This is a genomic window from Clostridium beijerinckii HUN142, assembly GCF_000621745.1.
GTDB classification, from domain to species: domain Bacteria; phylum Bacillota; class Clostridia; order Clostridiales; family Clostridiaceae; genus Clostridium; species Clostridium beijerinckii_A.
Genome location: NZ_KK211337.1, coordinates 263,077 through 277,244 on the forward strand (window position 1 = coordinate 263,077; position 14,168 = coordinate 277,244).

Annotated in this window: 13 protein-coding genes; 9 read left to right on the plus strand and 4 right to left on the minus strand. The window is 30.3% G+C overall.

The window, feature by feature from the left end; all coding sequences use genetic code 11:
• Positions 1 to 173: 173 nt before the first annotated feature.
• Together T483_RS0124875 and T483_RS0124880 are read left to right on the plus strand one after the other, a co-directional pair.
• A complete protein-coding gene (locus T483_RS0124875; protein WP_026889260.1) occupies positions 174 to 2,096 on the plus strand; it encodes an OPT family oligopeptide transporter in 1,923 nt (640 codons plus the stop codon).
• The gene (locus tag T483_RS0124880; protein WP_026889261.1) at positions 2,083 to 2,439 is read left to right on the plus strand and encodes a PqqD family protein; all 357 of its coding nucleotides are present in this window, start codon (positions 2,083 to 2,085) and stop codon (positions 2,437 to 2,439) included. The genes T483_RS0124875 and T483_RS0124880 overlap by 14 nt, the downstream gene beginning before the upstream one ends.
• Positions 2,440 to 2,592: 153 nt before the next feature.
• Here T483_RS0124880 and T483_RS0124885 read toward each other — a convergent pair whose 3' ends face one another.
• Positions 2,593 to 3,252 carry a FusB/FusC family EF-G-binding protein gene (locus tag T483_RS0124885; protein ID WP_026889262.1) on the minus strand — a complete coding sequence of 220 codons (660 nt, stop codon included), beginning with the start codon at positions 3,250 to 3,252 and terminating at the stop codon, positions 2,593 to 2,595.
• Between the two features lie 288 nt (positions 3,253 to 3,540).
• Positions 3,541 to 3,819 carry a CD3324 family protein gene (locus T483_RS0124890; RefSeq protein ID WP_026889263.1) on the minus strand — a complete coding sequence of 93 codons (279 nt, stop codon included), beginning with the start codon at positions 3,817 to 3,819 and terminating at the stop codon, positions 3,541 to 3,543.
• A gap of 417 nt (positions 3,820 to 4,236) precedes the next feature.
• Between T483_RS0124890 and larA the strand changes: the two genes are divergently transcribed.
• The 3 genes from larA (at position 4,237) to T483_RS0124905 (ending at position 7,925) form a co-directional block, all read left to right on the plus strand.
• Positions 4,237 to 5,529 carry a nickel-dependent lactate racemase gene (gene larA, locus T483_RS0124895; RefSeq protein WP_026889264.1) on the plus strand — a complete coding sequence of 431 codons (1,293 nt, stop codon included), beginning with the start codon at positions 4,237 to 4,239 and terminating at the stop codon, positions 5,527 to 5,529.
• A gap of 473 nt (positions 5,530 to 6,002) precedes the next feature.
• Positions 6,003 to 7,295: an NlpC/P60 family protein gene (locus T483_RS0124900; RefSeq protein ID WP_026889265.1), complete on the plus strand. Its 1,293-nt coding sequence runs from the start codon at positions 6,003 to 6,005 to the stop codon at positions 7,293 to 7,295.
• Positions 7,296 to 7,556: 261 nt separating this feature from the next.
• A complete protein-coding gene (locus T483_RS0124905; protein WP_026889266.1) occupies positions 7,557 to 7,925 on the plus strand; it encodes a DUF2809 domain-containing protein in 369 nt (122 codons plus the stop codon).
• A 78-nt stretch (positions 7,926 to 8,003) separates the two neighbouring features.
• On the opposite strand, the gene T483_RS0124910 is transcribed toward T483_RS0124905, so the two are convergent.
• Entirely contained in the window at positions 8,004 to 10,004 is a 2,001-nt protein-coding gene (locus T483_RS0124910) for a KUP/HAK/KT family potassium transporter (protein ID WP_026889267.1), read from the minus strand.
• 426 nt (positions 10,005 to 10,430) lie between these two features.
• On the opposite strand from T483_RS0124910, the gene T483_RS31800 reads away from it, so the two are divergent.
• The 3 genes from T483_RS31800 to amrA all read left to right on the plus strand — a co-directional run bounded on the left by T483_RS31800 (position 10,431) and on the right by amrA (position 12,245).
• The gene (locus T483_RS31800; RefSeq protein ID WP_196244922.1) at positions 10,431 to 10,571 is read left to right on the plus strand and encodes a hypothetical protein; all 141 of its coding nucleotides are present in this window, start codon (positions 10,431 to 10,433) and stop codon (positions 10,569 to 10,571) included.
• 90 nt (positions 10,572 to 10,661) lie between these two features.
• Positions 10,662 to 10,817 (plus strand): hypothetical protein, encoded by a 156-nt coding sequence (locus T483_RS31805; protein WP_196244923.1) that lies wholly within the window; start codon positions 10,662 to 10,664, stop codon positions 10,815 to 10,817.
• Between the two features lie 21 nt (positions 10,818 to 10,838).
• Positions 10,839 to 12,245, plus strand: a complete 1,407-nt coding sequence (amrA, locus tag T483_RS0124925; protein ID WP_026889268.1) for an AmmeMemoRadiSam system protein A — start codon at positions 10,839 to 10,841, stop codon at positions 12,243 to 12,245.
• Positions 12,246 to 12,373: 128 nt separating this feature from the next.
• On the opposite strand, the gene T483_RS0124930 is transcribed toward amrA, so the two are convergent.
• Positions 12,374 to 12,910 (minus strand): manganese efflux pump, encoded by a 537-nt coding sequence (locus tag T483_RS0124930; RefSeq protein ID WP_026889269.1) that lies wholly within the window; start codon positions 12,908 to 12,910, stop codon positions 12,374 to 12,376.
• A 248-nt stretch (positions 12,911 to 13,158) separates the two neighbouring features.
• Here T483_RS0124930 and amrS point away from each other — a divergent pair, with 248 nt between their 5' ends.
• Complete coding sequence (amrS, locus tag T483_RS0124940; RefSeq protein ID WP_026889270.1) at positions 13,159 to 14,145, plus strand: AmmeMemoRadiSam system radical SAM enzyme; 987 nt, start codon at positions 13,159 to 13,161, stop codon at positions 14,143 to 14,145.
• The last annotated feature ends 23 nt before the right edge of the window (positions 14,146 to 14,168 follow it).

Here is a 14,168-nt window from a genome sequence, read left to right on the forward strand (position 1 = left end):
GTGTAAATGATTTTATATTTCTAAGATGACATATATATATGTAGATATTCAAAAAAGTTAAATGTTTTACTGAGAATATTTAAAAAAATATAGGCGATTAAAGACAAAAAATATAGTATTATATGAAAATCGTGTTATAATATTGCTTGTGAAATATAAAAGGAGGTGTCCTCATGAATAATAAATTGTCCAAAGATGCATATGGCGGTGTAGTTGGTAAAGACTATGTTCCATACATTTCTAATGGTTCTAAGTCGGGTGGAAACGTTTCGGTTTTGATAATTGGTATTATATTGGCTGTTTTATTTGCAGCATCAACGGCCTACTCGGGAATGAAGTCAGGACTTACAGTCGCTGCTGGTATACCAGGATCTATAATAGGATCTGCATTTATAGCTGTATTTGCAAAGCAAAAAGGTATACTTGGTAAAAATTTAGTTCAAGGTATGTCAAGTGGTGGAGAATCTGTTGCGAGTGGTGTAATATTCGTATTACCAGCAATTCTTTTAATAGGCTCTAAAGTTAGTTTCATAGAAGGTTTTTCTGTTGGAGCAGCTGGAGTTTTATTTGGTATAGGAATAGCTTCTCTTGTTTACAATTACTTAATTGTTGAAGAACACGGAAAATTAATGTATCCAGAATCAATGGCTATATCTGAAACACTTGTTGCTTCAGAAGGTGCCGGAGAATCAATGAAGTTTATGGGAATTGGTTTTGGAATAGGTGGTATTATAACTGTTATAACAAGTTCATTTTTGAATTTAGTTAACAATGTTATAAGTTATGTAAATGAGTCGTTTTATAAGTGGAAATTTGAAGTTGAAGTTAATCCGCTACTATTAGGAATAGGATTCATAGTTGGTATGGAAGTTTCTTTAACTATGTTTGCTGGAGCTATACTAGCTAACTTTGGTATTATGCCATTAATAGGCTATTTCTCAAGTCTTGGAAGAGATGGAGGATCTGTGTGGAATAATCCTAATGTTGCTATAAATGCTATGCAAGTTAAAGATATAGCTGGTAGCTATGTAAAATATATAGGGGCAGGGATGATGCTTTCTGGTGGTTTAATAGGCGCTATAAAACTTATTCCGACTATAATATCTTCTATAAAAGAAACTCTTAATGCTAAAGCTTCAAATAGCGGAAAGAGTTCATCTGTTGAAAATATGATATTACTTGGTGGTATAATATTAGGATTTGTAGGTGGTTTTGTAGCATCTAATGGTAATATAGTAATGGCAATACTTGCTTCTATTTTATCAATGTTTTTATCATTATTATTTGTTATAGTTTCTGGCCGTTTGACTGGTACTATAGGAACTTCAAATCTTCCTGTATCAGGAATGACTATAGCCTCTATAGTTATTGTGACATCATTATTTGTTGTAATGGGATGGAAGAGCCCTGAAAGCAATAAATCACTACTTTTATTTGGGACATTTATTGTTACCGCTATATCAGTAGCAGGTGGTTACTCACAATCTCAAAAGGTTACATTTGTAATAGGTGGCGATAAAAGAGAAATGGAAAAGTACTTTGCAATAGCTGGAATTTTAGGTGTTGCAGTAGTTGTTGGTACTATATTATTACTTTCAGATCAACTTGCAATGACTGGTGATAATGTTCCGTTTGCATTACCACAAGCTAACTTAATGTCTACACTAACTGCTGGAATAATGTCAGGCCAATTACCTTGGGTAATGGTAATTGCTGGTGTTGTTATGGGACTTGTTTTGTTTATGCTAAACCTTCCTATAATGGCAGTTGCTATAGGATTCTATTTACCTATATCTACAACTACTATAATATTAGCAGGAGCATTGGTACGTCTATTTATAGAAAAGAATTCTAAATCTGAAAAGGAAAAAGAAGCTAAAGTTTCAAATGGTATAAGCTTATCTTCTGGATTAGTTGCTGGAGGTTCTATACTTGGACTTGTAGGTATAATATTCCAAATATCAGGTCTTGTAGGTGGAGCTGAGCCAAGTGGATTTGCTGCTTCTAATGGAATGGCATTCATATTACTAATAATTTTAGTAATAGCAACTGCAATACCAATTCTAAAGAGTAAGGTAAAAAATGCTGGAAAATAATAAAGATGTTTTAGCGTTAGTATATAAAATATCTGATGATTTAGAGTATGAAGTGGATAAAGATAATATTGTGACTATACTTTTAAAACAAGACCATAGGGTCCAAAGGTTCTTTAGAAAACTTAAATTCAGAATTCCAGAGTATAAAAAAATTTCTTTAGATGAATATGGAAGCTGGATATTATTGCAGATAGATGGAAAGAAAAATGTAAAAGACATCGGAGAAAGTCTAGAAACAAAATATGGTGATAAAGTTCATCCACTTTATGAAAGGTTACTGTTATTTTTAAATCATATTGATGTTAATTGTCACTATATAGAAAAAGTGAATTTTCAAAATTAAATATGACATTTTAGTATAGTTGTCATAAATTACAGTATATAAAATTAAAGCCATAGAGATTTGAGTTTCTCTATGGTTTTAATTTTTTTGTATACATCCTAGAAAGAATAGCTAAGTAGCCATTTTAAATATTATAATGAAATTTATGAGCTATCACTTTATATTGTTAACGTCTTTTAGAATTCTTTCGAGTTTTTCTACAGATAGAATTCTATCATTACATTTATCGCTATCTAAACATATATCAAATCCTATTGACCTATAGGCACCTTCACCAGTATTATCTGTTTTACAGATAGCTGATACAAATGCCACATCATTTTCTTTACCTATGCGATTACAAAGAGTACACATATGAGTGTTATTTGAGCTACTGCTTGTAAGTTTACAGGTCATACCTACAAGCTTACCATTCATGTTATAAGCTACAAATAATTTTCTAGTAGACTCATCAAGCCAACCTAAATACACATTCTTTGAATCTTGTAAATCCAGGTTTGGTATTTTAAGTTTTTTTTCTTTTTTGAATAATTTGTTAATCTGTGCATTGGTAGTAGTTGGCATTTCATATACATATTCATGTAACTCGTTTAAATACGAATCAATATATAATGGATCATTTATTTTAGTAATATCAAGTAATTCTTTTTCTTCCTTAGATAGATTAGGGAAGATATTTAGTATTTTATTACATATATATGCTCTGGTAGCTTCGATAATATTGGCATCTGTAGAGCTTCTGAAAGCATTATTTAAATCTTGCATACATCTTTTTATATAGTTATATTCATGCTTTTTTATAAAGGCATTCATAAAATTTAGCACCTCTTTCCTAATATGTGTAATATTTATTATTCACATAAATAAATATTATTACTTAAATCTCTATCTCACCATCAGCTAACTAAAAAAAGATGATTATTATTACTCCACCTGAAAGTAATAATAATCATCCTAGTTTAAAACGGACTACATACTCATAATCATTTGATCTTGAAGTTTCTTCTAAATCATAAGTGATAACTTTCATTGGCTCTCAACAAATAAAATGATAACATGATTTAAAATAAGCATTCAATCTAATATATAGTTCTGTAATGATTATGAGCATATGTGCTTCTCTTGACTTATTATTCTTCTTATACTTTTTTCTGATAAATAATACTCTTGAGTTAGCCCATTAATGGTAGCTCCATCAATATATTTTTCATAAATTTCTTTATTTCTTATTTTAAGATTATTCTTTATACCACTCTTTTCACCCCAAGCCTTATGATTTTCATCTCTCCTTGGAACATAAAGATATTTTCCGTCTACATATTTTTGTATTATTTTAACGATTTCCTCTGGTAACACATCTTGTGCCTTTGCATATTTCATTTCTTTACTCCTCCACCATTACTAAAGTATTAAAGCAAAGAATACAAAAAGGCTATGTGTTACAGAACCTAAAACATGTGCGCATTTCAGCTAACTTAACAGCTTAGGCTCCAAACAAAGCATAGCCGACTTTGTGTAGTCTTTGCAAGGAGCAAGCTGATTTAAATTTGAATGTATGGCATACCTTCATAAAGAACACCCCCCAATATGTTAAGTTTATGTTTATTATATCATAGTCAATATGATGTTGAATATATGTGAATTTAAAGTGGTGTAATATCAATGTGATACTATTTCTAAATTCTAATTTGACTACAGTTAAAATTTGTATTATATTAAAAGTAAATGGAAAACTTTATTAAAATGTTAATAAATATTCAAATGTGTTAATAGTTTCGTTATTTGGGAGGGCTATGAATGAAAGAGATTAATATGGAATATGGACAGGATAAAATGAGAGGTTTTATTGAAGAAAAAGATCTTCTGGAAATAATTGAAAGCAATGATTTTAAAGAGAATAAGACAGAAGAAGAAATCATAGCTGAAGCATTGTATAATCCTATTGACAGTGAAAGACTTAAAAATATAGTGCATGAAGGTGAAAAAGTTTGCATAATAGTTTCGGATATTACAAGAAGCTGGCAAAAACCATATAAGTTTCTATATAAAATCGTAGAGGAACTCAGTGAAGGTGGAGTAAAGGATGAAGATATTATATTCCTATCTGCTCAAGGGACTCACAGGAAACATACGCGAGCAGAACATGAGATACTTCTTGGGGAAAAGTTATCAAAAAGATTTGAAATTTACGACCATGATTGCTTCGATGAAGAAAGCATGGTATATCTGGGGGATACAAGCTATGGAACTCCTGTTATGGTAAATAAAAAAGCTGTTGAATGTGATCATATAGTTATTACAGGAGCTATAATTTATCACTTTCTTGTAGGATGGTCAGGAGGAAAAAAATCTATACTTCCTGGTATTGCATCATTTAAAACAATATCATCTAATCATTCACTTTCTTTGAATGATGGATTTGGAAGTGGGACACGAGAAAGTGTGTGTTCAGGTAATATTATAGAAAATCAGGTACATGATGATATGATGCAAGCAGCTGCTATGGTAAAACCGGCATTCATGTTTAATGTAATTATGGGGCCTGATGGTAATATAGCTGGTGCAGTTGCTGGAGATTATATAACAGCTCATGAGGCAGGAAGAAAATTGGTGGATAGTATCGATGGTGTTAATATAAAAAGTAAATCCGATATAGTTATTGCAAGTGCGGGAGGGGCACCAAAAGATATAAATCTTTATCAATCAATAAAAACTTTGATAAATGCAAAGGAAGCAGTTGTGGAAGGAGGTACTATTATAGTACTTGCTGAATGCAGTGAGGGGATTGGAGAAATTAAAGATATTAATGATATGATATTAAATTTTGACAATATGCTTGATAGGGAAAGAGATCTTAGAGAAAATTATACTATCTCAAAATATGTAGGATACTTCTTCTGCGAAACAGGGGAAAAGTATAGGTTAATTTTAGTTTCAGAAATTGATCCTGATTTGCTGAAGAATACAAAAATTATTGTTGTTAGAACATTAGAGGAGGCACTTAATATTTCTTATAATAATAATCAAAATAAAAATCTTACGATTAACCTTATGCCTCATGGAGCGACTACGCTTCCGAAATTAGTTTAAAATAATATGGGTTATAAATATAAGATACTTTAAGAAAAGCACAAAAATTCTCTATGTAGGATTTAGTGCTTTTTACTTTTATCAGGCCAAAATCTAATGAAAATAAAGATCTTGCTAGTAGAAAAATACAAATGTAAAAAAGCAAAATAATATTAGTCGAGTGGTCTTTGAAGTAATAAATGTAGTAGTGAAATTATAGAAAAAGTAGTAGAGGATTAAAAAATGTTCTCATCATAAAAGTCTGCATTTTTATATAAAATATGCTAATGTATAAAAAATATTTACAAACCTGAATTTAAGTAGATGTGAAGATTTTACCAAATTTTTAAGGAGAATAGGAGAATGGAGAAGAAAAACTAATTTAATGTATTATCACAGCATATATGAGGTTTGTTGACGGTTACTAAAAGTGCTATAATTATGTACAACAGGGGATGACAAAGGGGGAAAGGGTTGTAACAACCGACGGTATTATGAAAAATAAGGTTTTAGCACTTATATTAGCAACAGTAATCACTACAAGTAGTTCAATAGCGGCTTTTGCGGCACCTGATAATTCACAGTTGGATGCTTCAAGACAGAAATATGCAGAAATAGAAAATAACATAAAAGATATTGAAAATAAAATTTATGATTTAGACACTCAGATGGAACCGTTACAAGCAACTGTGGATAAAAATAAAATCGAGATAGACAATATTAATAAAATCACTGAGAAGACCAAAAAGGATATTGAGCAATACAAAAAAGATATCAATGATTTGGATTTGGCTTTAGGGCAAAGAGTTAAAGTGATGTATGCATCAGGAGACTTGGAATTTAATTATTTAAATTTTGTTGTTAATTCTGATTCAACAACTGAATTTTTCTCAAGAGTACAAGCAGTTAGTAAGATTGTAGGAAAAGATAAGTCTTACATAGAAGATATCAATAATAAGAAAAATGAACTAAATTCTAAAATAAAATCTTTAGACGATAAAAAAGCTGAAATTAGTAAGCTTAATAAAGAGACACAAGATAATTTAAATCAATTGTCGCAAAAAAAGAAGGAAGAAGAAGGATTAGCTAATCAAGCCAAAGCAGAAAAAAGTAAATTTGATGAACAGTATTTATCGCAACTTGAAAGAGAAGCTGTAAAGTATCAATTTGATGTAATTGACAGTTCAAATAGTTCATCAACGGAGATTCAAGGAGCAGTTAACCAGTTAATTAGTATTAGAGATAGTCAAATTAAGAGCCCGATTGTTACTAAGGAAATCAATGATAAAATAGAAAAAGGAAAGACAGCAGCAGCTAAAAAGAAGCAGGAGGAAGATAGGATTGCGGCAGAAAGTGTGAAGCAATCAGTAATATCATCAAATGTACAATCAAGTGTTCAATCAAAGAGTAGTCAGAAATCGAGTTCATCAGTAGCTGCTCCATCTGGAGGCAATGCACAAGCTGTTCTTAATGAGGCATATAAGCACTTAGGAGCATCTTATGTGTGGGGAGCAACAGGACCAAGTACATTTGATTGCTCAGGGTTCACAGAATATGTTTATGAACATGCTACAGGGATAGATATTTCGAGAACAACTTATACACAAGTTGATGTTGGACGACCTGTTAGTGAGGATCAACTTCAGCCTGGAGATTTGGTGTTTCCACATGCTGGACATGTTGGAATATACGTTGGAAATGGGCAAATGATTCATGCACCGCAAACAGGTGATGTTGTTAAGGTTGGTCCGGTATATAACTTTTACGCAGCAAGAAGAATACTTTAAAGCAGTTTTTATATGCGATTAAAGTATAATGAAAAATATAAATTAATTTAGAATACATGATGAGGATAGAGATTTGGTGCTTCTATCCTTATTATTTTTTATTCTTTAAGAACTGCCCATGAAGGCAACGCCTTCACAAAGTATAATGAAAATAGTTTTACAGCTCCAAAGTCGGCTGAGATTTTGTTCTGCTGATATGTATTAGTGGAAATAAATGCCTAAAAGTTATAAATTTAAGTTAGATTAATGGGAGGGATTGATATGAGAGTAAACTACAAATATTTATACATTTTCATAGCTTTATTTTTAATAGAAGTGTATATTGGAACTTTTATACATGATAATATAATTAGACCTTTTATTGGAGATGTATTAGTTGTATGTTTAATTTATTTTTTTATCGGAGTGTTTACTAAGAAGGTTTCACCAATATATGTTTTCATATTTGCTTGCTTAATTGAGATAGGACAGTATTTTAATTTGGTTTCTCTTTTGCACATGGAAGATTTTAAAATAGCTAAAATAATTATTGGATCAACTTTTGATCTTTGTGATATCATTTCATACTTAATAGGAACAATTCTTATATTTATATATAAAGCTATAGAAAAAAGAAATTGTAGAAATTAACTAAAGATTGAAAGGAAAAATATAACTGTCCACTAAATTGTGGACAGTTATATTTAAATAAAAACTAATTTAATAATGCTATTTTGGAGTTCTTTTTAAAGTTACATGATTATATTTTCCTATGAATAAAGGTACTTTTTCAACATCAACATCACTATTCTCAAGGCCAAACCATTTTGTTGGGGAAACAGTGTATCTTTTTATAAATAATTTAGCTTTAAGTATTAATTCTTCCCAGAAATTCAAAGCTGTTTCATATGAAAGTTGTTCTTGAATTAAAAGAAAACGAAAATCTCCGACTTTTCTATCAGGCATAGTTGTATAATTTCTGGATTGAATCTTTATTTCACCATTTTCAACTAGGTTAGTTGAAATTTGACGTAGAAAAACATTTAATTTTTGATCTACTCTAAATCCAAGCCTTATTTGAACTCTAACAATATATAATGTTCCTAGAGTATCTACTGAGTACTCTGCTACATAAGGTTCATCAGTAACAGCAATATTAACAAACCAATAAACGTCTGCTTTTTTAGGTCTTTTATCTAAAATAGAGTACATTATTTTTCTTTCTATTTGTTTAGGATCTTGGCTGCTAGTTAAACATACAAGGTTTGTTGTATACTTAGGACGGTCGCTATCTTGACGTAATTGATTAAGTTGAGTTTTATAATCCTCAATTGGAACGTGTTCTAATAAACGCATCTTAATATAGTAACCTTTAATCCAAATATACATAATGCATAAGATTGCAAAAGCAATTAAAGCAGCGATAAATCCTCCATGAGTAAATTTAATAATATTTGCAATGAAGAAAGAAAACTCAAATGCACTAAAGAAAACAAGGATTAATATAGCAACAACGAGTGGTGTTTTTTTCTTCAATAAGTAATTAAATAAAAGAATGGTAGTCATTAACATAGTAACTGTAATCGATAATCCGTAAGCTGCTTCCATTCTAGCAGAATTTCCAAAGTAGAGAACAACTGCAATACAGACAATCCATAAAAATTTATTAATTGAAGGTATGTAAAGTTGTCCCTTAGTGCTAGATGGATACATAATATGTAATCTGGGAAATAAATTTAGCTTAATCGCTTCAGAAACAAGGGTAAAAGAGCCTGAAATTAGCGCTTGTGAAGCAATAATTGCTGCTAAAGTTGAAATTATTATACCGAAAATTAAAAAAGACGATGGAATTAATTGAAAAAATGGATTTAAATCTTCCATGTTTGTAAAAGTAGGATTATGTCTAGCTGATAATAACCAGGCTCCCTGACCAAAATAGTTCAATAATAAACATATCTTAACAAATGGCCAAGAACCATAAATATTATATTTACCAACATGCCCAAGATCTGAGTAAAGAGCTTCGGCACCTGTTGTTGCTAAAAATATGCTGCCAAGTATAAAAAAGCCTGCTTTGTTTTCACTGCTAAAAAGAGTGTTAATTGCATAGTATGGCGATAGGGCACGCAATAATGTCCAATCATGGGTAATACCAATGATTCCCCATACAGCTAATGCAGAGAACCAGACAAACATTATTGGACCAAACATTTTTCCAATCAAATCAGTTCCAAAGTGCTGAATGAAAAAGAGAGCACTTAATATTATTATTACAATTGTAACAATATCAAGCTGACTACCAAAAACAGCACTAAAACTTGGAATTAAATCTAATCCTTCAACTGCTGAGGTTACGGTCACAGCAGGAGTTAGAGTTCCATCGGCCAGCAATGCTGATCCACCAATCATTGCCGGAATGATAAGCCATTTTGCACGATTTCTAACCAAGGTAAATAGTGAAAAGATCCCACCTTCACCATTATTATCTGCATTTAAAGTTATAAGGACATATTTTATTGTTGTTAAAATTGTAATTGTCCAAAAAATTAGAGATAATGATCCAAGAATAAAGTTTTCAGATATATTCTTCAATCCACCATTACCTTCAATAATTGATTTCATTACATAAAGTGGTGAAGTTCCAATATCTCCGTAAACTACACCTAGTGCTATAAGTATTCCCCCAGCACTCAGTTTTGCAACATCTCCATGTTTCGTAGTTGATTTCACATTAATCATCCTTTACATCAAATATAGTTATATACAATTTCTAAAATTAAGTATATGATTCCTAATTACTCTTTAAATTTACTTTTATCATTACTTTAAGTATGTAAAGTGAAATAAATTAATATTTATTTTAAGAATAATAACTATAATAACATTGTTAAAAAATATTAGTCAAACTATTAAAAATTAGATAATGCAGTGAATAATGCCAAATTGAGAGGATTTTAACCCTCATATAAGGATTTAGACTAATATTAATAAGAAAGTTAATAATAAGCTGTTGGCTTATGAGTTTAGTATGCTACAAGCATAATAAATATATTTATAGAAATAATAAAAACGAAATAATTCCTTACAGAAAATTATTTCTATAAAAATAATTTGCCCAATTTTTTAAGATAAATCAGAACTTGGGAGGACAAATTTATGAAGAATAAGCCTTATGATAAAAGAAAAAGCATTAGTAGCTTAGGAAGTGATTTGACTACAGCAATTCAGAATTTCCATTATTCTGGAGAAGAAGTTAAAAACACCAATAATAAAAAAGACAAGGAAATTGAAAGATAAGCAATTTTCGTTAAAAATGCTTTTGATAAAAAGTTTTTATATTTAAAGAAAATTAGCTTAAATAATTATTTAGAAAGGAGAATTTAACTAATGAACAGAAATAGTGAAGGCAATAAGTTTAAGAATATTATGAGTGTTGGAAATTTCACTAAACATGCAGTAGAAAATTTCGAAGAAAATATAGTAAATCAAAAAAATTACTTAGAAAAAGTTAAAGAAAACGAAAAACTTAAGGAAAAAGAATGATTTTAAGTAGGAGGTGAGAACATGGAAAATATATTAGGTTATTATTTAATGCCACACCCACCAATAATTATACCTGACATAGGTAAAGGTGAAGAAAAGAAAATAGAGGAAACAAGCTTAGCATGTAATAAAATAGGGAGAGAAGTAGCAGATATTAAACCAGATACAATAATAATTATAACACCTCATGCTACAATGTTTTCTGATGCAATAGCCATATCAGATGAGGAAAAAATTTCGGGAGATTTAAGCCAATTTAGATGTACAAACATAAAGATGGATATTCCTATAGATAAGGAGTTTAATGTTAAACTTGGCACCGCGTGTCATGTGGAGGGAATTCCGTCAGTCCTTGTGGATTCAGAGTTATTACATAGATATAACGTTAATTATGAATTAGATCATGGAAGTATAGTACCATTGTATTTTATTAATAAATACTATAAAGACTACAAATTAGTTCACATTACTTACTCAATGATAGGGGATATTAATTTATATAAATTTGGTATGGAGATAAAAAATGTAGCAGAAAAATTAAATAGAAAAGCTGTTATTATAGCAAGTGGTGATCTTTCACATAAACTTAAAGAGGAAGGACCATATTCATATTCACCATATGGGGAACTATTTGACAAAGCTCTTTTGGGTAACCTTGAAAAAGGTGATGTTTTAGGAGCTTTTAATATGAATAGAACTATGATTAGCGAGTCTGGACAATGTGGATTGAACTCAGTTTATATACTTCTTGGAGCAATGGAAGGTAAAGAAATAAAAGGAGAACTTTTATCATATGAAGGGACTTTTGGAGTGGGCTATGGAGTAATGAAACTTAGCAGACAGCAGCAAGATAGGAAATATTTAGACGAGCTAATGAGATACAAAGAAGAAAAATTAAAGACAAAGTTAAATGAGAGCAATGCCTATGTAAAACTTGCAAGGGAAAATCTAAACTATTATTTTTCTCACGGAAAAAGTATAGAAGATATTTCTGATTTACCAAAAGAACTCTTAAATGAAAGACATGGTGTTTTTGTGTCTTTAAAGAAATTTGGTAATCTTAGAGGATGTATAGGAACAATTGCACCCACAACAGGTTCTGTAGGCGAGGAAATAATAAGAAATTCCATAGAAGCGGCTATGAGTGATCCAAGATTTCCAGAAGTTTCAGAAGATGAAATGGATGATATTGATATATCTGTAGATGTTCTTATGGACTCGGAACCATGTAATAAAGAGGATTTAGATCCTAAAAAATATGGAGTAATTGTTTCTTTAGGAATGAGACGAGGACTGTTACTTCCGGATCTTGAAGGGGTAGAAACAGTAGATGAACAATTGCAAATTGCATGTGATAAAGGAGATATAGATTTTGATGAGGATTATAAGATAGAAAGATTTGAAGTTGTAAGGTATAAGGAAGCATAGATAATAAATATACTTAAGGTTAAAGAGGGGTTAACTAAAAACTTATTTTTAGAATTAGAAAACCGCCTCTTTTAGTATAATAAAAGAATATAAATTTTAGTAATTAATATTTATAAGGTAAAACAAATTTATTCAAAAAATTGCGATATTCCTATTATTATCATTAATAGCCCGGCTAAAATAGTTGGTTTATTTCCTATATTTAGCTTTGTGATAAATCTCAATGCAAAATTACCAGAAAAAAATATAGCTAAACTAATTATGAAATATGGCAAGGATACCATAAAAGCACTATATCCTATTAATGCAGAACTAACTGAGCTGCTTATATCATCAAGTGCTAAAGCAATGCCTATTGAAAAAGCATCTTTATAGCTCAATTCCTTTACTTTGTCAAAATTATCATTTTGCTTTTTAGAAAGCGATGAGTATATCATCTTTATGCCCATTAATACTAAAAGAAGCATACTTATGATAGAGCACTCTTCATCATTAAGGAAGGTTGATATAAATTGTCCAGATAAAGAGGCTATAAAAGATACTGCAAAAGCAAGAAAGGCTATTAATAGATTTTTAGAAAATTTTACTTTGATTCCAGCTATTCCTACTCCCAAATTATCGATACTATTAAGAATTGCTATTAAAAATAAATATAGTAATTGCATAGTTTTCACCCCTTAAATAAGTTAAGTAGAATGAAATTTTATACAAACAAAAGTTGAGTAAAACTAGTTTTGGTAGTTACGATGAGGATGTTATTCTATGCTTTTTGTATATTATATGATGGAGAGCATATTATGTTATACATTTTTCCCTGCAAAGAACAATCATTTAAACAGGTTAGATAGTATAGTTTTAAAAATCAAAGATATTTGTGAATATCATATACTTTATTTAAAGAAGGTGATAAATAGTGGAAAAAAAGATACCGTTTTATGAGGAAGTTAAAGATAAAGTAAGATGTAGAATATGCCCACATAATTGTTTAATAGATGAAGAGAAGTTTGGAATTTGTGGAGTTAGAACGTTGAAATCTAAAGTCCCTATTGCCATAAATTATGGAGAAGTAACTTCAATGGGAGTTGATCCCATTGAGAAGAAACCCTTATATCATTTCAAACCATCAAAAGATATTTTATCAATTGGAAGCTTTGGGTGTAATATGACTTGTAGCTTTTGCCAAAATTATGAGATATCCCAGGGAAAGCCACAAACCCAATATATAAGCGTTGAAAAACTAATAGGCATTATCCCAACCATAGAAAATAATATTGGTATTGCATTTACTTATAATGAACCTTTCATGTGGTATGAATATATGTATGATGCTGCAAAGGGCATAAAAGAGAATAATACTGATACGAGTGTTATGGTTGTTACTAATGGCTATATTAATGAAGAGCCGCTTAGGAAGCTTCTTCCTTATGTAGATGCTATGAATATAGACTTAAAGGGATATACAAATAGGTATTATAATAATATTTGTGGTGCAAAACTTGAGCCTGTTCTAGAAACTATAAAAAGGTGCAGTGAATACTGTCATGTGGAAATTACCACTTTACTTGTCAGCGAAGAGAACGATTCTTTAGAAGAAGCAAGGCAAATAGCTGAATTTATAGCTAGTGTTGATGAAAATATAACTCTTCATTTAAGCAGATATTTTCCAAGATACAAAATGGAGAATGAGGCTACAAAAATAGAAAAGATAACAGAAGCTCAAAATGAAGCAAAGAAATACTTGAAACATGTATATATAGGAAATGTTCAAGGAGTGGATAATAATACTTATTGTGATAATTGCAATGAACTGCTTATTGAGAGGAATGGTTATTCAACTAATGTATTTATAAAAGACAATAAGTGCCAAAAATGTGGTGAGGCAATAAACATAATATTGTAAAATAAGATTTAAACTTTAAATTA